A 19871-nucleotide genomic window follows, 5' to 3' on the forward strand; every position below is an offset into this window, starting at 1 on the left:
GTCAGCTCTCCCTATTCAGGCGCAGGATGTCGGCGGCCAGCTTCTCGGCCGCGAGGTAGATCGGCGCGGCGATGAACAGGCCGGGGATGCGCGGGAAGATCGAGGCGTCGACCACGCGCAGCCGCTCGATCCCGTGGACCCGGCCGGTGGGATCGAGCACCGGCCCGATCGCGGCGCTGCCGCAGGCGTGGTGTCCCCATGCGTTGGCGCGGACCCAGTCGCGCAAGGGCGCAGCGGTGACGTGGGCGCCGGGCAGTTCCTCCTCGGCGATCACCCCGCGCGCGATCAGCGGGCGGGCGAGGGCGCGGGCCATCTCCAGTCCTTCGACGAGGCCGGTGAGGTCGGCCTCCCCGTTCTGTGTGAAGTGGGCGAAGTCGATACGCGGCGGATCGCGCGGGTCGGCGGAGGCAAGGCGCACGGTGCCCGCGCGGTTGCCGGTCTGGCCCTTGAGCACGGTCCAGCTGAAGCCGTCGAGCCCCGGCCAAAGCTCGGCGGAATAGCCGGGATAGTACCCTTTAAAGCGCGCCATGAGCCCCATCAGGAACAGGTCGGGCGCGTGGTCCCGCGCGGTGCTGGAGCGACGCAGCGCGGCGAGCGCCGCGCCGTTCGAGATGTACATGCCCCGCCGCCGCTTCCGCCACATGCGGTGCAGCGGGTCGCCGGGGCTGAAGGTCGCGCCCTGCAGCGAGCGCCATGGTTTCGCCATGCGGTGGACGAGGCCAATCTCGTAGCGGTCCTGCAGGTTGCATCCGACTTGCGGCAGATGCTTGCGGCAGGCGATGCCGTGTTCGGCGAGATGGCCGGCGTCGCCTATGCCCGATAGCATCAGCAGTTGCGGCGTGGCGAAGGCGCCGCCTGCGAGGATGACCTCGTGCCGGGCGAAACTGGCGCCTTCCTCGCTTATGGTGCCGGGCTGTGGGCTGGCGCGGTGGAGGTGGCGGCCTTTCAGCCAGGCGACGCCGTTTGCGATCCCGCTCCTGTCGAACAGGACGCGGGTGGCGAGGCAGTCCGTCAGGATCGTGATGCGATCCGGATGAGCCTCGCGCACGGCCTCCAGCCGCTCGCGCGCGCCGCTGCGGGCGTGGCCGCGCGTGGTGAGCGGGGTGTAACAGACCTGTTCGCGGTCCTGCCGCCTGCCGTCGTTGGGATCGCCCCAGTCGCGCAGGAACACGCCGATGCGCGAGAGCCAGTTTCGGCCCCGTGCCACGTCCACCAGCGTCGCCAGCAGCAGCGAGCGGATCAGCGCCGCATCGCGAAAGGCGCGCATCGGCGCCGCTTTCTCGACCGGCAGCCAGCCGTCCCAGCCATGTCCTGTCGGGTCGATGCCGAGGCGGGCGAGCAGGCGCCAGAGCGGGCGGTGGCGGCAGTCCTCGACCACCTTGCGATGGCGGCGCATCGCTTCGGGCGACCAGCCCGGATCGCCGGTCAGGGTGGCCAGATGCGCCCAGTCGCTGTCTGGCGGGACCAGGAAGATCATCGCATTGTGCGCCGTGCAGCCCCCGAGCGCCCCGGCGCGGGGGTAGCTGACGAGGTCACCTGCAGGAGCGGCGAAATGCCGCACGCGGTAATCCCACGCGAATTCGGGGTTCTCCGAGGCGAAGGGATGGAAGGCGGGCACCGCGTAGTCCGCCTGTGTCCTCGCGTCCCCGGCGCAGGGGTCCGGCCCGGCCTCGATGACCAGCACCCGCATTCCCGCCTCGGCAAGCCGCGCTGCGACGGTGCCTCCGGCCGCGCCCGACCCCACCACGATGTAGTCGTGTTCGGGCTGCGGCACCGCCTGCTCAGAGCGTCTTGAGGTATTCGACCAGCGCCCGCTTGTCCTCGTCGGACAGGACAGGCTCGCGGCCGAAATCGCGCTCGTCGCGGGTGCGCTGATAGCGGTTGAACTCCTCCGTGCCGAAGTAGTGGCCGCGATTGACCACGAAGTCGGGGCACTTGTTGAGCGCCATCAACGGTCCCCGCAGCGAGGCGAAGTGAGCGCGCACGGCCGCGTCGTCGGCGCCGCGCGGCAGGGTCAGCAGGCCCTTCTTGAGCTGTGCCAGCAGCACGACGAGGTCGCGGTAATGGCGCGCGATGGTGGCCGGATCGCGGCTTTCCGCCAGCGGCTGGAGCGAGGCGAGCAGGTTCACGGGCATTCCCTTGGGGATCGGCCCCAGTTCGATGTCGCCGTCCGCGTTCTCCAGCGTGCGCAGGGCCTTGCGCGCCTGATCGTCCAGCGGTCCCGGGGCGTCGGGGATGAACGAGGAGGGCACGTAGAGTTTGCTGCGCGTCGTCGTGCGGTCGATCATGCCCCAGGCGCCGGGCAGCATCGCGTCGCGTTCCCGAAGGTTCGGCCAGAGCATCTTGGCGATGCCGTCGTCGAACGCCGCCATGCGTCCCGCCACGGACGGATCGCCGTTGAACGTGCCGACCGTGTTGGCCAGTAGGAACGGCGCGGTCGACCACAGCGAGACCAGCGAGGGCACGCGCGTATAGCCGCGTCCTCCGGCGGGCATGCGATAGGCGCGGGCCTCTCCGGTGAAGGGGTCCTGATAGGCGACGGTGCCGACCGAGGGCAGAACCTTGTAGCTTTCGGACGAGAAGTTGTCCCAGATGTTGCCGCGCAGGGCATTGGTCGCCAGCGGGCTGCACAAGTTGGTGCGCAGCAGCGTCACCGGGATGCGCGCGTCGGTGCTGAAGTAGTTGTCCTGGCGGAAGTCCGGCCGCGCGACGAGGGCGCGCATCCTGCCCTTGAAGTCCTCGCTCTGGGTCCAGCGCCACCATGCCTTGAAGCGCGTCAGGTAGTCGGGGCCGATGGCATCGACCAGCGAAGCGCCTGCGGGCGCGTCGGGCTGCTTGCTGGAGTGGCAGCGCGCGCAGGTATTGGCGAAAGCCATCGCGCCGCGCTGGAGCACTTGCGGGCTCGCCTTGAGGTAGCCCGCACCGCCCGGCGCATTGGCCAGAGGATCGGGCCGCGCGGCCTTGAGGAAGAACAGCGCGGTAAGCGGCGTCCCCGCCTCCGTCGCGCGCCAGTAGGCGGAGTTGCGGCGGGCGGTGGCGATCTCGATCGGGCTGATGATCTTGCCGCCGACAACCGGGTTGAAGTGCGTCAGCCACTCTTCCGAGAACAGCCCGATGTTGAGATAGACGCGGTTCAGAGCCCCCAGCGCGCCCACCGCGTCGGCGCCGTCCTTGAGGACGTGCGGCGTCCAGACGGTCGCGGGCTTGTCGAAATACTGTGTGAGCGGGCCGGAATCGAGGATGTCGTTGAACTGGACGTTCTTCGTGCTGCCGCCCGCCAGCGTCTCGCGCCCGAACTTGCGCGCGGCGCCGAGCCGGTCGCCGAGCAGGTAGACCGCGTTCATCGTGCGCGGGTTGTTGATGTTGTCGGTGGAAACCAGCGAGGTGTCCATCGCGCCAGGCCGGTACGTCGAGACCAGCTGGTACATGTAGTTCGACGGGTCGGCCTTCCACATGAACAGTCGGTCCACCCACATGTACTGCGCGCCGACCGTGGAGTTGAGGTTGGCGAAGGCGGGTTTCTCGGGATCGGCGGGCGGGCGCGTCGGGCTGGGGCCGAGGTGGCAGAACCCGCAGCTCATGCCCACGCGGTAGGGGCGCACCAGCCTGGGATCGTTGTAGTAGCGCGCGTCGCTGTAATAGCGCTTCGCGTCCCAGCGGGCCTTCGCCTTCTCGTCGAAGTCCGGATTGGGGAACAGGCGCAGGCCGAGGATGCCGGAGGGTTCGCCGAAGTAGGAGCCGACCGGCACCGTCGTCCCGCGCGCGCCGATGCGGATGCCCGGGTACTTCTTTTCATTCGCGAAGGGATCGGGTGCGCAGCCCGGATCGCGCGTGTCTCGCCAGAGGCCGTAGCCGTCCGGCTTCGTCGGCGCGGAAAAGCAGGGTTCGTTGACAAGGCCCATGACCTTCCAGCGCGTCGGCCGGGCATTGGGGCTGCCGGGCGGCGGGGCGACGATCTTGAGCAGGTCGAAGCCGCCCAGCGTCGGCTTGCTCATGGTGTCCCAGAAGCGGTCGTTGCCGCCGCTCCACACCAGCCACATGTTGCGGCCCTTCACCTCGTCGGGGGTGAGGGCGACGCCGTCGTCCATTTCGTGGAAGTAGTCTTCGTCCGCCTGGACGAGCGTGTCGTCACGCACCCCGACTTTCTGCGCCTCGTCCTTCGGCCCGCCGTGACAGGCGGCCAGCGCCGCGAGCGATCCGCTCAGGAGTATTCCTCTGGCGATCACCATGCTCCCCCCTCTCGACAGCACCTTGCCTGACTATGCCCTTCAAGGAGGCTCCCGTTTCGCAGGGCGGTCAAGTGACGATATTTGTAATGGAAGAAGACGATGGTTTCCGGATTGCTGAAGTTTACCAATAGTCGTCATGATATTCAACGGCTTGTAGAGTGAACGGCGTTCGGTGAAGTTAAGCGGTCCTGTTTGATGGCATGTATCGTCATGATTTGGGGGCTTGCGGCGTCCGGTAAATAGTGTTCGTGAAAAGCGCCGGTAAATACGGCGGATTTGGGACAATGTTGCGTCCCTGAGGTAAATGCTTAAGGGCGTCTTCGGATAGGGGCATGCCGGTGGCCGGATGGTTTCGCCTTGCAGGTTCGTCGCGGCGCGGGATCGGCTGACGTGGCCGGCGTCGCATCCCTGCCGGGCGTCCGCTCGCTCGCCGTGCTGTTGTCGACAACGATCGCGGTGGTGCTGTTCTTCGGGCTGCTGCTGATCCAGGCGCGCTCGGACCTCGTGCTGCGGCGGCAACAGGCGGACTTCGGCGAAGTGGCGCGCATGGCCAGCCTGTTCCGGGACCTTGGCGACATGGTGACCCGGCGTGCCTCGCAGGATGGACAGCGCGACGGTTCGAATCTCGACAGTTCGAGCGACCGCTTCCAGGTGCGCTATGCGGCGCAGGACCGGTGCCGCGCGATGCCGACCGCGCCGACGAAGCTGCGCCTGACCCTCGACGGTTTCCAGGCGCGTGACCGCAAGCCGGTGATGTCGGCCTTCGCGACCGAGGACGGCGAGCCTTTCTGTGCGCAGAGTTCTGCGCAGTCGGTGATCCAGGCCCCGGTAATTCCGGGGCGCAGCGAGCAGACGCGGGCGCGCGAACTGGCGATCACCGGGCCGGATGGCGAAGTCCTGCTCGTGCTGCGCGGGGACTGGCCCCAACGCATCGAGCCGCCCGCAGCGAAGGACAAGGCCGCGCTCGAAGGCGGCGCGGTGCCCGCGTCCGACACTTCGGGCAAGACCCCGAAGATCGAGATCGGCGGGCGGGAGCGGCTGGTGTACCAGTGGCCGCTCGACCTTGGACGACCGGTGACGATCCAGCGCGAGGAAGGCCCCTATGTCTGCGCGCCGCGCCGGTGCCTGCTCAGCGCTCTGGGCGATCCGCCGAGCGCAGGGGCGGTGCTCAACAATTTGAGCCCCTTCACCAAGGCGGCGTTCGGATTCTCGGTGGTCGTGCTGCTGCTGCTGATCCCGCTGATCAAGCTGGCCTCGATCGACCACAATGCCTCGCTCGGCTGGATGGACGTCGTCGGCATCATCGCCGCGGTGCCGCTGATGGTGGCGACGCTGGTGACCGCCTGCGCGGTGATCGCGTTCTGGGGCGACCTCAGGCGTGACAACGACACGATGGCGCAGGGCCTCGCCGCCGCCATCGCGCAGGACGTCGACCGCGAAGTGGGCTTCAGTCTCGGCGCGATCGAGCGGGATACCAGGGCCGTATGGGGGGATGGCTGGGCCTCGTCGCAGCAATCGGGCGCAGGGGGGGCGTCGTCGCCGTGGCAGACTTACCCGGCGCCATTGCCGCTGGCCGCGCTGCAGTTGCGCAGCATGGTCGGCAGCACGATCATCGACCAGTTGCCGACGAAGGACCGCCCGCTCGCCGACATTCGCGAGCGCCGCTACTTCGGCCGCCTGCGCGCCGGGGAGGTGATCCCCTGCACCGGACGCCAAGGGGAGGCACACGCTGACGGCGGCTTCGGCTGCGGGAAGGGGCAGGTCTACACGATCGACCAGGTGCCTGCGGCGGCCAACGGCGACGCTCGCATGGTGGTGCTGCTGACCCGCGCGGGGGCGGCGAACCTCGTGATGTCGGGAAAGCCGCCCGCCGCGACACTGGCGGTCCCGGTGCCCGAGGGCTTCGGCTATGCGGTGATCGATCCCGCCAGCCTGGAAGTGCTGCAGCATTCCGATCCGGCGCGCGCGCATAACGAGACGTTCGGCAGCCAGCTCGACGCCGTCGATACGCTGTCGCGCATCGCGGGATCGGTCGACGAGCGCTGCGGGCTTGCCGATGCTGCGCAGCATCGGCGCGCGGCGGAGCCCACGGCAGGCACTCCGTTCGATGCGCGCTACGGCGGCAAGCGGGTACGCATGTCGATCGGTGTTGCCTGCTCGGCGCACTGGCTGGTGGCGACGTGGTACGATCGCTCGAAGCTGCAGAGGGCGGCGCTCGATCCGGCCTTCGTCGCGGGGGTGACGATGCTCTGCGTCGGGCTGGTGCTGGCGGCGGGGCTGGGCGTGATGGCCTCGACCGACCCGCGCTCGCTGCTGCGCAAGCTCTGGCCCGATCCCGAGCCGTTCCACAGCGCCGAGGCCGACCAGTGGTATCTGCGCGGCATGTCGGCGCAGCTGGCGGTGGTGGTGCTGATGGCGGCCGGGCTGCTGCTGGCGCGGGGCGACGCGGCGTTCCTGCATGCCGCGCTGGGGCTGTTCCTGCTGCTGATCCTGCTGGCGCGCAAGGATGCCGACCATAGCTGGGGCACTCTGCCGGTCGGCTGGGGCAAGGTCGCGACTGTGTTCTACGCCGCGCTCGGCATCTATGCGAGCGTGGTGCTGGCCTGCTGCCTTGGCGCGAACTGGCGGGCCTTCGCCTATCCGGTGCTGCTGGTGGCGATGTGGATAGTCGCGGCGCTGGACTGGTTTTCGCTGCGCAAAATCGACGTCAGGTTGCCGGCGTGGATGGAGCGGATGCGCGCGGCGCCTGCCGGGTTCGTGCCGCCCTCCGTCATGCGCCGTGTCAACCGTGTGCTGCGCCATCAGCTGGTGACGATCTACTTGCTGGCGGTCATCCCCGCGCTCGCCGCATGCTGTGCGGGGGCGGGGCAGTTGCGCGCTGACCGCTCGCTGTCCGATGCCTGGGTGCTGCAACAATCGCGCATGCAAATCGCCGACGACATCGCGCAGATGCGGCCCTTCTACGACAGCGCCCCCAAGGCGAAGACGCCCGCGCCCGCCGACTTGTCCGCCCGCAAGCTGGTCGCCGACCATGCCGCCGCCGAGCCCGGTGCGCCTTCGCAGATGGCCTCCGCGATCATGCAGTTGTGGACCGACGATCCGGTCCGTTTCGACCATCCGCTCGACCTTCGCCTCGGCGTGCTGGCCGACTACGCGCGCTGGGCGCAGGCGCGCACCGGCATCTCGCTCGTCACCATGCCGCGCAGCCCGGGGCTGGTGGTGCTGCGCGACTGGCTGCTGGCGGTCGGCGCCATGGGCGTGGCGACGTTCCTGACCTGGCGCCTGCTGGTGCTGGCGGCGCAGAACCTGTTCGGCCTGCAGCATTTCGGCTTCCGCGCGCTCCATCCGCGCCACACGCCCGAGCAGATCCGCACCAAGTCCACTCGCCCGATCAAGGCCGTCTTCATCAACTATCCTACGCGGGAATTCCGCAAGCTGCAGAACTCGCTCGACACGCGCGACCGGCTGGAGATGTTCGACCTTGCGCTCGAACGCGGCAAGCTGGGCGAGAAGAGCATGGCGCTGCTCACCGCCAAGTCGTGGATCGTCACCGGCTTCGAAAGCATCGTCGCCAACCGCGATCTGCGCGTGAAGACGCTGGCACTGCTGGAGCAGCTGACCGCCCGGCCCGAGGTCAACGTCTACTTCTTCGTCCAGACGATGCCGCTGGTCCGGCTGCGGCAGGCGCGCGACCGCGAGAAGCGCGAGGCCGAGGTGGCGGGCAGCGCCGGGATCATGAACGAGAGCGAGTCCTACCGCTGGGCCGAGCTGTTCTCCGAATTCATCACCTACACCTGGACCGAGACGCTGGCCGAGCCCGCGCCGCTCGACCCTGAGCCCGATCCGCCGCGCGGCGGCGCCAATCTGGAGCGGCTGCTGGAACTGATCGACGACCCGGTCAACCGTGCCTCGGTGCGGCGCTGGGCGGCGCGCAATCCGGCGGTGGCGGAGGCGATCGCCAGCGAGATGATACAGGTGCCCTCCGACCGCATCCAGGACCAGATCCGCTCCTTCGGCATATCGATCGACGACATGACCGCGCCCGCTCCGCCGGGGGAACTGGGCGTGCTCAACGATCTCAACGACGTCTACCGCGAGCAGATCCACGAATACATGGCGAACTTCCTGGGCGACTACTACCAGGGCGAATGGGTGCGCTCGAGCAAGGAGGAGCATCTGACGCTGCACCATCTGGCGCACGGCAAGTTCATCAACACCAGCAACTTCCCGGTGCTCAACAGCCTGCTGACGCGGCGGCTGGTCAAGACCGATCCCAACTTCCGGCTGATGAACGAGAGCTTCGGGCACTGGATCCGCACGCTGGAGCAGCCCGAGTGGTTCCACCAGTTCCGGCAGGACGCGCAGCGCGGCGGGGCGTGGAACGTGCTGCGCGTGCCGCTGCTGCTGCTGGTCGCGGCGGGGTCGGTGCTCATCACCTTCCTCGATCACGAGGGCTCCGGCTCACTGCTGACCCTGCTTCCCGGCGTCGTCGCGACGATGCCGATGCTGCTGTCCCGTTTCACCCGGCCGCTACAGGCCAATGCCTAGGAGGATGCTCATGGCCGCTGCGCAGAAGGACTGGCTCGCGATCGAGTGGGTCGGCAATGTCCCGGTCAAGGAACTGACCGAGCAGTTGAAGGCTTCGGCCGCGCTCAGCCAGCGCTTCCACTACCTGCTGTTCCCCGACGGATCGATCCGCGCCAACCGCAGGCTGGAGCCCGGGCAGCCGGTCGAACTGCTGGTGGTGCGCGAGGGCGCGGAGCCGGGCACGGAGCAGTTGGAGCGGATCGCGGCCTTGCGGGATTACTTCGCGGCGTGGAACGCGGCCGAGGACAAGGCCATCGGGGACAGGGCGAGTGTCGTGGCACCGGACTGGCTGCCCTCGGCCGGGGAAGCGCCCGAGGCCAGGACGCGCGGTGGCGACACCGTGGCGGTGTCGCCCTGGCCGGTCTTCGTCGATCCCGGCCCGTTCACCGGCGCGCCCGAGCAGCTGCGCGAACTGGCGCTCCATGTCGTGAACTTGCGCAAGGGCGTGCTTTCCGACGATGGGATCATGGCGACGCACGAGACGGATCTCGACCGGCTCGTCGGCGCCATCGTCGACAAGGCGAAGCAGGGCTACCGGCTGATGCTCTACGCCCACGGCGGGCTGACCGACGAGCGCAGCGGCCTCGCGGCGGCATGGGCCTATCACCGCTGGTGGATGGCGCATGGCATCTACCCGGTCTACTTCATCTGGGAGACCGGCGGGCTGGAGACGTTCTGGCAGATCGTCGAGGGTGACCGGCGCAAGGGCCGCGCCCTCTCGCGCGACATCTACGATTACACCACCGACCCGGCGGTGGAGCTGATCGGCGGCAAGGTCGGCACCCTGCTGTGGGACGCGATGAAGGACAGCGCCCGCCGTTCCAGCGACACCGGCGGCGGCGCGCGCCTGTTCGCAGAAAAGCTGGCGGCGGCGTGGAAGGAGCCGAGTGCGATCTTCGCGCTGGGGCACAGTGCGGGCTCGATCTTCCATGCGTACTTCCTGCCGGTGCTTTGCGCCGACAAGCTGCGGGTGAAGCAGATGCACCTGCTGGCCCCGGCAATCACCAACGACCTGTTCGCGCAGACGCTCGGTAGCCTGATCGGCAAGAAGAAGATCGAGGAGGCGAGCCTCTTCGCGATGACGCGCGAGGCGGAGCGGGCGGACAACTGCGCCAACATCTACCGCAAGTCGCTGCTCTACCTCGTCAGCCGCGCGTTCGAGCCGAAGAAGGAGACGCCGATCCTGGGCATGGAGGACTTCATCCGCACCGACCCGGAGGTGAAGCGCGCGTTCCGGGACGCGGTGATCCTGTCTCCTACCGCATCTTCTGCAAAGCCGACCATGGCCTCAGGCTCGCGCTCGCACGGCGGGTTCGATAACGACGTGGCGACGCTCGAGAACGTGCTGCGGCGGATGCTGGGGCTGGGCGATGCGGGCGTGGTGAAGCCGCGCTTTCCGGCGGGCGAGCCGCGCGTCGGCCGGGCGATCGTGGCGGCGAACTACTACGGCATGCCGGCGGGGCTGTTCGAGCAGCCTGCCGAGTTCGTGCCCGTCGCACCACCTCCGCCTCAGGCGACGACGCCGGTGCAGCTCGGTGGCCAGAAGATCGCGCTGTGCATCGGCAACGACGCTTTTCCTGAAGGCATGCGCCTCTACGGCTGCGTCAACGATGCGAACACCTGGGCCGATACGTTCCGCCAGCAGGGCTACGCCGCCACTGTGCTTTCCGATGCCGGGGCGGGACAGATCCGCGAGGCGCTGCGCGGGGTTCTCGGCAAGGCGCGCGCCGGGGACAGCGTGATGATCCATATCTCCTCCCACGGCACCCGCGTCCTCGACGTCGACGGGGACGAGTTGCAGGACAAGCAGTTCGCCGACGACAAGGACGAGGCGCTGGTGGCGCTCGACTGGCGTGACGGCGGGCTGATCATCGACGACGAATGGCCCGATCTGATGAAAGTGGCGGACGGCGTGAAGGTCATCCGCTTCCATGACTTCTGCCATTCGGGCCGGTCGAGCCGGATGGCGCTGGGCGGCCGCATCGACCGCCGCCCACGCAGCGTCAGCCTGCCGGACGCGATCGCGCTCAAGGCTTACGAAGCACGCAAGGCGGCGCGCGGAAGCCGGGCTGCGGCCAGCCCTTCCGAGATATACGGCGCCGACTTGTCCTATGTCACCTTCTGCGCCTGCCTGCCCGAGCAGTCGGCGATGGAGGAGGCGGGCTCAGGCGTGTTCACTCGCGCGGCGACGAAGATCCTGCGCGGGCAGGGCGCCGGGATGACCGCGCAGGACGTCTTCGCCGCCATTGCCCGCGAGATGGCGGGCGAGGACCAGAAGCCGCTGCTCGAAGGCTCGGCGCTCTACAGCGCGCAGGCGCTGTTCGGTCTGCCCGCATGACTGACGGCGTGGTCATAACCGTCTCCCCCCGCGTCCTGCGCGAAGTGCGCAGCGCCGAGGACGAGGCGGACGAGCGCAAGCGGGCGAGGGACCGCTGCCCGGCCGCCGATACTGCCCCCGGTATTGGCGCCGAGACCGACATGCCGATGGTGCGCCGGATGCGGATATTCGCCATCGACCCCACCGCCCGCTCCGATCGCGGCGGGGTCGTCACCGTGTCCGAGCCTTACGAGCCGCTGGAGTTCTCAGGCGACGGCAAGACACTGCGCGGCCGCCGCTTCGCCGTCACGTTGCCGGTCTGGTCGGAGGACAAGCCGCAGTGGCGCTCGGTGCGGGCGATCATCGACGCGATGAAGCCCAACAGCATCGTCACCATCGCCGATGCGGGCTATCCGCCTTCGCTGAGCGATCCGCGTTTCATCGCGCAGATGGTCTATGCCACCGCCTCGCAGCTTTACGGCACCTTCCGCAAGGCGCTGGGGCGCGAGATCGTGCTTGGCCTCATGCACGATCCGGCGACCGGCGAATGGTCGCGCGCGGATCGCTTCCACCTCGCGCCGTGGGAGGTCGAGGAGGCGCAGGCGTGGTTCGACCCGGCGCGCGCCTGCGTGGTCTTCGGCTACTACAAGGCGCGCAGCGACACGGTGGGCTATCCCCCCGGCAGCCGGGTGTTCACCGCGCTGTCGCACGACGTCATCGTCCACGAGATGACGCACGCCCTGCTGGACGCGGTGAAGCCCGAGTTCATGACCGCCACTCACCGCGACGTGCTCGCCTTCCACGAGGCTTTCGCCGACCTCGTGGCGATCTTCCAGCGCTATTCCTACGGCGAACTCGTTGCCGCCCAGATCACCGAGGCGCGCGGCGACATAGAGCGGCTGGGCGTGCTCGGATCGCTGGCCCGCACGTTCTCCGAGACGGCGGGCGGCGGCGCGACGCTGCGCCCGCTGATCGGCGACCTGCTCTATGACAGCCCCGAGATCGGCGACGAGCCGCACCAGCTCGGCAACGTGCTGGTGCAGGCGGTCTACCGCGCGTTCCAGAAAGTCGCCGGCGCGCGGATCGAGGGGCTGATTGCCATCGCCACCAACGGCAGCGGCATCCTCCCGCGCGGCGCCCTGTCGCCCGCGCTGGCGCAGGAGATCGCCGCGCGGCTGGGCAAGACGGCGCAGATGTTCCAGTCGATGCTGATCCGCGCGCTGGACTATGCGCCGCCGTTCGGGATCACCTTCTTCACCTTTCTGCGCGCGGTGATCTCGGCCGACATGCGCCTCGTGCCGGTGGACGACGAGAACATCCGCGTCGCGTGGATGGAAGCGTTCCGTCACCACCGCATCTTCCCGAGCGACGGGCTGCATTATGCCGAGGAACAGCTGGCATGGCCCCTGCCGGAGGATGTCGGCGCCTTCGATCTCGCCATGCTGAGCTTCGCGCAGACCGCGTTCCAGGGCAATCCGGGCGACCTGCTGTCGCTCGACATCGCCGCGATTCAGGCGGCGCGCGTCGCCGCGCATATGAACGGCGAGGAAGCAGCGGCGTGGCAGGCGCTGCTGGGCCTCGAAGGCGCGGGCAGCGAGACCCGCGCCGACATCGTCGGCTTGCGCAGCTTCGCAAGGCCCGGCCCCGGCGGCATGACCGAGTTCGGCACCGTACTCGAAGTCGTCTGCCGCAGCTTCACCGATCGGGACGCCAGCGGTTTCATGGGCGCCACCGGGGCCAGCCTGGTCTACGACAGCGCCGGGCGGCTCATGTCCTGCGCGATCGAGCCGCAGCAGGCGGGCGCCGTCACAGGCGGGGGAGGTCGCCGCGAGGACATCGAGGGTTACGCCGTCAGCAAGGAAGGCGCGCGCAGTTGGCTGCTCAAGCAGGGCCGCTGGCAACTGCGCCCCGACGTCGCGCGGGGGCTGTGCATGCGGTGATGCGTTCTGCCTGGAAGGCGGACACGAGGCTGCGATCGGCGGCAAGACGCAGCACCAGATCGGCGCGCTGTGGCATTTCGATGAGGATGTGCCGGGTCAGCCGTTCGTAGTGCTGGACGAAGCGGTCGAGCGCGGCCTCGTCCATGACCTGTGTGCCCTCGGCTTCGCGGGCGCGCAGGGCGTCCTCCTGCTGGCCGCGCCAGCCGCGCACGACCTCGAAGCCCGGCGCGGCGAGCAGCACAAGGCGGTCGATGCGCGCGAAAAGATCGGCGTAGGGACCGGCCAGCGCGGCATTGACGTGACCGCGCCACGTGCCTTGCGGGTCTTCCTCAAGCTCAAGGGCATTGACCGGCACGGCCAGCGCACCGGCGTCCTGCGGGCGAGCGCCCACGCACCAACCTTCGAAGATCAGCAGGTCGAGATCGGCGGGAACGCCGTCGCCTTGCGGCGCGGGTTCGTCCCGCGCCTTGTCGAAGCGGGGCAGGGTGACGGGCTCTCCCGCGCGGATGGCGTCGATCAGGGCGACACCGCGCGCCGTATCGTGCGTACCGGGAACGCCGCGCGTGGCGAAGAGAGGGTGCACGGTGCGGGCAAGCTGGGCACGCGCGTCCCGGCCGAGGTATAGATCGTCGAGCGAGAGCACCGCCACCCGCCGCCCTTCCGCTTCCAGAGCGGACTTCAGTGCTTCGGCCAGCGTCGATTTGCCCGACCCTTGCGAACCGCACAGGCCGAGGACAAGCGGGCCTTGGCGCGGCGCCTCCAGCCAGCGCCTTGCGGCTCCGGCGACGCGTTCAGCCGACGAGGTCAAGCAGGGGCTCCCCGGCGAAGAAGCGGCCCAGGTTGTCGGCGACTTTCATCCCCATCGCGGTGCGCGCCTCGATCGTGGCGCTGCCGAGGTGCGGCAGGAGCACCACGTTTGGCAAATCGACCAGCGCAGGATGGACGCGCGGCTCCGCCTCGTAGACGTCGAGGCCGGCCGCCGCGATCCGGCGTTCGGCCAGAGCCTCGGCCAGTGCGGCTTCGTCGATCAGGGTGCCGCGCCCGGTGTTCACCAGCACCGCATGGGCGGGCATCCGCGCGAGCAGGGCCGCATCGACCATGTGCCGCGTCTCCGCCCCGCCCGGCGCGTGGAGCGAGAGCATGTCGGCGCGCTGCGCAAGTTCGCCGAGGTCCGCGAAGTATGCGTCGGCGGGCATGTCGGGCGCGGGGCGGCGGCTGTGGTAGGCGATCCGCATGCCGAACGCCTCGGCGCGCTTCGCGGTCGCCCGCGCGATCCGGCCGAAGCCGACGAGGCCGAGCAGCTTGCCCGAAAGCGACTGGCCGACCAGATGCGTCGGCCGCCAGCCGGTCCAGTGCCCGGCGCGCAGTTCCCGCTCCCCTTCGCCCGCACGGCGGCTGGCCATGAGCAGCAGGGTCATGGCGATGTCGGCGGTGGCCTCGGTCAGCGCGTCGGGCGTGTTCGTGACGACAACCCCCGCCTCGCGCGCGGCGGCGATGTCGATGTGTTCGAAGCCCGCGCCATAGTTGCCCACGATCCGCCCGCGGCGATCCGGCACGGTCAGGACGGCGCGCGTCACGCGGTCGGTGACGGTGGGGCACAAGGCGTCATGAGTACGCATCGCCTCGGCCAGTTCGGCTTCGGTCAGCGGCGTGTCGGCGGCGTTGAGCGTGACGTCGTAGGACGCGGCAAGGCGGGTCTCTACCGCCTCCGGCCAGCGCCGCGTAAGCAGGATTTTCGGTCTTTGCGAAGTCGCCTGCATGATCCGCGAACCATCCTTGCCCGTTGTCGTCGCCCGTCGTCGTAGGGCGGCTTAGGCGGTCGATGGAGCCGAGGTCAAACCCTACTGTGCGGTCGGCAGCTCTGCCTTGGCATCGCCCAGCAGCACCGATCCGGCCGAGGCCGCGACCACAAGCGCGACGGCCAGCCACTGGACAGGCAGCAGATGCTCGCCCAGCAGGACGGCTCCGGCGAGGGCGCCGACGGCGGGTTCCAGGCTCATCAGCACGCCGAACCGGTTGGCCGGGATCTGCTTGAGCGCGATCATCTCCAGCGAATAGGGTACGGCGCTGGACAGCACGGCGGTGGCCAGCCCGAGGAGGATCAGCGAAGGAGCGAGCAGGGCGCTGCCCGCCTCGACCACGCCGATGGGGACGACGACCACGGCTGCGGTCGCCATGCCCAGGGCCACGGCCTGACCGCCGGGGAGGTGCGTCGTCTTCTTGCCGAACACGATGTAGAGCCCCCAGCACAGCCCCGCCAGCAGCGCGAAGCCGACGCCGACAGGGTCCAGTGCATGGGGCGATGCATGGAGCGGCAGCAGCAGCGCCAGCCCTGCGGCCGCCATGGCGACCATCGCGAACTGCCCGGCACGGCGCGAATAGAGCAGCGAGACGGTCAGCGGCCCGAGGAACTCGATCGCGATGGCGAGGCCGAGCGGGATCGTGCGGATGGCAAGGTAGAAGCTGAGGTTCATAAGTCCCAGCACCGCGCCGTAGCGCATCGTCGCAACCAGGTCCGCACGGGTCAGGGGGGCGCGCCAGGGGCGGAAGAGCAGCAGCAGGATCAGCGCGGAAAAGCCCACGCGGTAAGCGATCGCACCCGTCGCGCCGACCGCCGGAAACAGCTGCTTGCCGTAGGACGTGCCCACGCAAAACGCCAGGATCGAGCAGGCAAGCGCGACATAGGGCGCGGCGCGCAGGAGCGGCGAAGGGGGTGAACCGGCGGAGGCGGACAGGGTGTTCATGGCGCCGATATATCCTGCCACATCTGGCGAAGGCTGGCGAATTTCGGCATGAGATGATGGAATTCGTCATCTTGGGAGAAATTGTGGCGGAAACAGTCGATATCGACGCGTTCGACCGGCGAATCATCGCGATCGTCAGGCGCAACAATCTGGCGCCCGCCCGCACGATCGCCGCGCAGGTCGGTCTTTCGGAGAGCGCGGTGCTACGCCGCCTGCGCCGGTTGCGGGCGGCCGGGGTGATCGTCGCCGACGTCGCGCTGATCGACCCCGCGCGGCTGGCACCGGCGATCACGATCCACGTGCTGGTGGAACTCAACCAGTCGGGCCTGCGCATGGAGCAGGCCTTCGCGGCAAGGCTGGACCGCTGCCCGGAAGTGATAGGGGCGTGGAACGTGACCGGGCGCACCGACTTCCTGCTGATGGTCAGCGTGCCGACGATCGAGGCCTACCAGCGCTTCGCCGACGACGTGCTCGCCTCCGACGAGAACGTGCGGGATTTCGAGACACTGGTGAGCCTGCGCGAGATCGTGCGGTTCGACCCGTTGCGCGCCGGCCTGCCGCTTTGAGGGATGACTGGCGTTACATCGTCGTCATTCCCGCCTGCGCGGGGATGACTGGCGAGGCTTGGGCTTAGCTACCGCCCGATCAGGCCGAGCGCGTGGCGGATGAACTTGCTGCGGTCGAGCACCCATTCCGACCCGGCGGGGAGATCGGGGTCCGAGTAGGTCCAGCCCTCGCCCGAGTAGACCCGCTGCAGGTTGCCGCCGGTGCCGAAGGCCAGCGAGACGTAGCGCTGCTGTGCGCGGGGCGCCTCGCTGCCCTCGACGTGCGAGCCGTCGGTGCCGAGCGTGGTGCCCGTCGGTCTGAGCGCGAAGACGTAAGGTTCGGTGCGGAAGCTCTTCACCGAGGTGTTGAGGAAGACCGAAAGATAGACCTGGTCCAGCGCATCGAGCGGCGAGGGCGACATATGCCATGCGGGCGAGCCGATCACCGGCCAGGGATAATTACCCTGCTCGCCGTAGCGGATGTCGCTGCGCAGGTCGACGAGGGCATCGCGCGGGGATTGCGCGGGCTCGACGCGCTCGATGCGCAGGCCGTCTGACCACGTGAAACCGAAGGCCGACGCGTCGATTAGCGGCATCGCGGAAGGCGGCCAGTTCGAAGGCGCCCCTCGCGGCACGTTGGAGACTGTGACGTTCTCGTAGACGCGCAAGTATGCCTTGTCCTTCAGCTGGTGGCCGCTCGCCGAGTTCTCCCAGGCGCGCTGGCCATGGAACTTCGTGTCGCGGAAATGCGAGACGAGGGTGCCGTTGATGTAGGTGGTGTGCTCCTGGTCGGTGTTGGTGCCGACGTTGCCGGCGATGTCGCTGTCTTCGGCGTAGAGCATCGTCTGGCCGCTTGGCACGAACAGCGCGTTCTTGCCGCCGTAGATCTTCACGCGGCGCAGGACGGCGGTGAACAGGCCGGGGCGGCGAGTTTCCGTTACTTCCAGATGGAGCGCGCCCTTGGTCTGGATGGCGTCGGGGAAGTCCAGTTCGACGTCGCGCATCTCGAAGTGGACGCGCTGGGTGCCGACGTCGAACAGGCGCAGGTCCACCGTCGCCCAGTCGTAGCTGGTGCGGAACACCGCGCGCTTGCCGGGGATGGAACTGCGTACGACGTACTGCGTGCCCTCTACCGGGCCGCCGATCTGCGGCAGCGACGGCGCGAAGGGATAGACGCAAGGAGCGCCTTGCGCGTCCTGCGCCTCGTAGACCAGTTCGTAGCCGCCTTCGACCGGGCCGTCCGGGCTGCGGCCCTGATAGACCTCGCGCCCCGCCTTGCGCGAGGTTTCGCACTTGATGCGATAGGTGACGGCAGGCGCGCGCAGGCCGTCCATCGGCATGTAGAACGGATAAAGCCGGTCCCGCTCCTCGGGCGATGCGGGTTCGGCGGCCATGGCGCTGCGCGCGGCCAGCGGTACGGCGGCCGCCGCGACGACCGCCGGCAGCCGCGAGGCGGGCACCGACACGTCCAGCAGCAGCGGCATGGCCATGGCGAGCAGGGATTTGGGACGATGAAGAGGGGGCACTGGAATCTCCGCGCGGCGTGTCGGCACGAAGCGCCTAGCGTAAAAAGGAAAGCAAGATGTGAACGCCCGCCATTCTCCCGAACCTCATCCGGCGAGCGAGGTCAGGAACGGTGAGACCCGCCGGCCGTTGATCGCTTCCTGGAACGCGAGGAATTCCCCAGCCGGGAGTGCCCTGGCATAGAGCCAGCCTTGCGCGAAGCCGACCCCGGCGGCGCGCAAGTAGGCTTCCTGTTCAGGCGTCTCGACCCCCTCGGCGACGATCAGCAGGTTGAGGCCGTGGGCGATCTCGATGACGTGCGGGACGACCACGCTGGTCGCTGCCTCCCGGCCGATGGCATCGACGAAGGACTTGTCGATCTTGAGTGCGTCGAGCGGCAGTGCGGCAAGCTGCGCGAGACTGGAATAGCCGGTGCCGAAATCGTCGATCGCCACCATGTGGCCCTGCGCACGCGCCTTCTCCAGAGTCTCGCGCGCGGCGGCGGCATCCATGAAGCCGCGCTCGGTCGCCTCCAGCCAGACCTGCCGGGGCGCGACCCCGGCCTCGACCAGCGCATGCGTCAGGACCGGCAGGAAACGCCCGCTCTGCATGTCGATGGCGGAGATGTTGATGGCGACGTGGACGCTGCGCTCGCGCCGCAGCATGTCGGCAAGATCGGCGACGACGCAGCCGATCATCATGTCGGTCAGCGGTTCGATCAGGCGATGCTTCTCGGCGAGCGGGATGAAGACCTCGGGCGAGACGCTGGTGCCGTCGCTGCGCTGCCAGCGCAGCAGCGCCTCGGCACCGACGCAAAGGCCGGTCGCGATCTCCATGATCGGCTGGTAGAGCACGTGCAGTTCGCGGCGGCGGATGGCGTCTTCCAGCGCGCGCTCGGGCGTCAGCCTGCGGCGGGACGTCCACACGATCAGCGCGATCAGCAGCGCCGAGGTCAGCAGGGCAAGCGGAACCAGAGCCCACAACTCGCGGGCCATGCGGGACTGGACAAAGGCTTCGTCGGTGATGGCAAAGGCGCGGAAATGCCCGTCGTGCACGGAAGTGAAGATACGCGCGCCGACGCGGGCGAAGCCGTCCGAGGACGCGGCCCTGCGCATCACGTCCCCGGGCGCGGTGCCGTTGACGGCGATGATGCGGCCTTGAAGCGTGGCGATGCCGACCGTCATCGGCGTATCGGTCAGCACGTCCACGAAGCGTTCGTGGCTCACCAGCGCGTTGTAGTCGCCGTGATCGACCACGATGACCGGATGGCCGGCGCTGACTTGCGGCGCAACGTTCAGATAGAGGCCGAAGCCGCCGGCCAGTCGCGCATCCGGCGTTCCGTGTGCGACGAGCTTCGTCACCTTGCCCCAACTGGTGCAGGCGAGCTTGCCGTCCTGGAAATAGCCGACTTCCTCCACCGCGAGGTTGTCCACCGCCAGCTTGCGCATCCGCGCGATATGATCCTCTCCGCAGGCGTCCCAATCGACCGCCTGCAGTTCGCGGAATACGTCGGTCACGCGCGCGAAATTGCGCTCCGCACGCCGCAGCGTCCAGTCGCTGTACTCGGCGAGATGCTCGCGTTCGGCCTCCAGAGCACGGTGCCGGGCATAAGCGATGGCGGCTGCAAGCGGCAGGATCGTCGCAAGAGCGGCAAGAATGCCGGCGATGAAGACGATCCGCTGCCGCTGCATGGGCACACTATGTCAGAAAAACTACGTACTTCTACCCGGATTTGCCGACATAGCGGGCCACGGTCCTGCAGGCTTCGCAATGACGAAGCGGAGGTACGTTCAACCCAGCTTCAGTACGCCGTCGATGCGGCGCGGGGCGTTCCACGGATTGCCGTCGCGAAGGCCCTCGGGGAGAAGCGCGAAGGGCATGTTCTGGTAGCACACCGGGCGCAGGAAGCGCTCGATCGCCGAGGCGCCGACCGAGGTTGTCCGTCCGTCCGAGGTCGAGGGGAACGGGCCGCCGTGGACCATCGCGTGGCACACTTCGACGCCGGT

At 68.7% G+C, this 19871-nt stretch carries 11 protein-coding genes and 1 pseudogene; 4 read left to right on the forward strand and 8 right to left on the reverse strand.

Annotated features, from left to right (window positions below; translation table 11 throughout):
- Position 1: 1 nt before the first annotated feature.
- Positions 2 to 1774, reverse strand: coding sequence for a GMC family oxidoreductase (locus tag HWN72_RS03685; RefSeq protein ID WP_211149875.1), 1773 nt, complete (start codon positions 1772 to 1774; stop codon positions 2 to 4).
- A gap of 7 nt (positions 1775 to 1781) precedes the next feature.
- Entirely contained in the window at positions 1782 to 4229 is a 2448-nt protein-coding gene (locus HWN72_RS03690) for a hypothetical protein (protein ID WP_211149876.1), read from the reverse strand.
- A gap of 390 nt (positions 4230 to 4619) precedes the next feature.
- On the opposite strand from HWN72_RS03690, the gene HWN72_RS03695 reads away from it, so the two are divergent.
- From HWN72_RS03695 to HWN72_RS03705, 3 genes are read left to right on the forward strand one after another with little or no spacing between them, the layout of a single operon-like run.
- A complete protein-coding gene (locus tag HWN72_RS03695) occupies positions 4620 to 8777 on the forward strand; it encodes a hypothetical protein (protein ID WP_211149877.1) in 4158 nt (1385 codons plus the stop codon).
- Positions 8778 to 8787: 10 nt separating this feature from the next.
- The gene (locus HWN72_RS03700; RefSeq protein WP_211149878.1) at positions 8788 to 11154 is read left to right on the forward strand and encodes a caspase family protein; all 2367 of its coding nucleotides are present in this window, start codon (positions 8788 to 8790) and stop codon (positions 11152 to 11154) included.
- A complete protein-coding gene (locus HWN72_RS03705) occupies positions 11151 to 13073 on the forward strand; it encodes a hypothetical protein (protein WP_211149879.1) in 1923 nt (640 codons plus the stop codon). Before HWN72_RS03700 ends, HWN72_RS03705 begins: the two co-directional genes overlap by 4 nt.
- On the opposite strand, the gene HWN72_RS03710 is transcribed toward HWN72_RS03705, so the two are convergent.
- The 3 genes from HWN72_RS03710 to HWN72_RS03720 all read right to left on the reverse strand — a co-directional run bounded on the left by HWN72_RS03710 (position 13015) and on the right by HWN72_RS03720 (position 15817).
- Positions 13015 to 13881, reverse strand: a complete 867-nt coding sequence (locus HWN72_RS03710) for an adenylyl-sulfate kinase (protein WP_211149880.1) — start codon at positions 13879 to 13881, stop codon at positions 13015 to 13017. The genes HWN72_RS03705 and HWN72_RS03710 overlap by 59 nt on opposite strands.
- Positions 13865 to 14833, reverse strand: coding sequence for a D-glycerate dehydrogenase (locus HWN72_RS03715; RefSeq protein WP_211149881.1), 969 nt, complete (start codon positions 14831 to 14833; stop codon positions 13865 to 13867). Before HWN72_RS03715 ends, HWN72_RS03710 begins: the two co-directional genes overlap by 17 nt.
- A gap of 81 nt (positions 14834 to 14914) precedes the next feature.
- Positions 14915 to 15817 carry a DMT family transporter gene (locus HWN72_RS03720; protein WP_069707360.1) on the reverse strand — a complete coding sequence of 301 codons (903 nt, stop codon included), beginning with the start codon at positions 15815 to 15817 and terminating at the stop codon, positions 14915 to 14917.
- 53 nt (positions 15818 to 15870) lie between these two features.
- On the opposite strand from HWN72_RS03720, the gene HWN72_RS03725 reads away from it, so the two are divergent.
- Positions 15871 to 16383, forward strand: coding sequence for an Lrp/AsnC family transcriptional regulator (locus HWN72_RS03725; RefSeq protein ID WP_008831151.1), 513 nt, complete (start codon positions 15871 to 15873; stop codon positions 16381 to 16383).
- 68 nt (positions 16384 to 16451) lie between these two features.
- On the opposite strand, the gene HWN72_RS03730 is transcribed toward HWN72_RS03725, so the two are convergent.
- From HWN72_RS03730 to HWN72_RS03740, 3 genes and pseudogenes are all read right to left on the reverse strand, one after another.
- Positions 16452 to 17888 carry a hypothetical protein gene (locus HWN72_RS03730; protein ID WP_211149882.1) on the reverse strand — a complete coding sequence of 479 codons (1437 nt, stop codon included), beginning with the start codon at positions 17886 to 17888 and terminating at the stop codon, positions 16452 to 16454.
- A gap of 84 nt (positions 17889 to 17972) precedes the next feature.
- Positions 17973 to 19556, reverse strand: a complete 1584-nt coding sequence (locus HWN72_RS03735) for an EAL domain-containing protein (protein ID WP_211149883.1) — start codon at positions 19554 to 19556, stop codon at positions 17973 to 17975.
- Between the two features lie 99 nt (positions 19557 to 19655).
- Positions 19656 to 19871: pseudogene (locus HWN72_RS03740) on the reverse strand (aldehyde dehydrogenase (NADP(+))); the annotation flags it as partial.

The organism is Novosphingobium sp. HR1a (genome assembly GCF_015594425.1).
GTDB classification, from domain to species: domain Bacteria; phylum Pseudomonadota; class Alphaproteobacteria; order Sphingomonadales; family Sphingomonadaceae; genus Novosphingobium; species Novosphingobium resinovorum_A.

Coding starts and splice junctions, on each gene's coding strand:
- HWN72_RS03725 (WP_008831151.1), top strand. CDS start 15,871: ATGATGGAATTCGTCATCTTGGGAGAAATTGTGGCGGAAACAGTCGAT.
- HWN72_RS03690 (WP_211149876.1), bottom strand. CDS start 4,229: ATGGTGATCGCCAGAGGAATACTCCTGAGCGGATCGCTCGCGGCGCTG.
- HWN72_RS03700 (WP_211149878.1), top strand. CDS start 8,788: ATGGCCGCTGCGCAGAAGGACTGGCTCGCGATCGAGTGGGTCGGCAAT.
- HWN72_RS03735 (WP_211149883.1), bottom strand. CDS start 19,556: ATGCAGCGGCAGCGGATCGTCTTCATCGCCGGCATTCTTGCCGCTCTT.
- HWN72_RS03705 (WP_211149879.1), top strand. CDS start 11,151: ATGACTGACGGCGTGGTCATAACCGTCTCCCCCCGCGTCCTGCGCGAA.
- HWN72_RS03715 (WP_211149881.1), bottom strand. CDS start 14,833: ATGCAGGCGACTTCGCAAAGACCGAAAATCCTGCTTACGCGGCGCTGG.
- HWN72_RS03720 (WP_069707360.1), bottom strand. CDS start 15,817: ATGAACACCCTGTCCGCCTCCGCCGGTTCACCCCCTTCGCCGCTCCTG.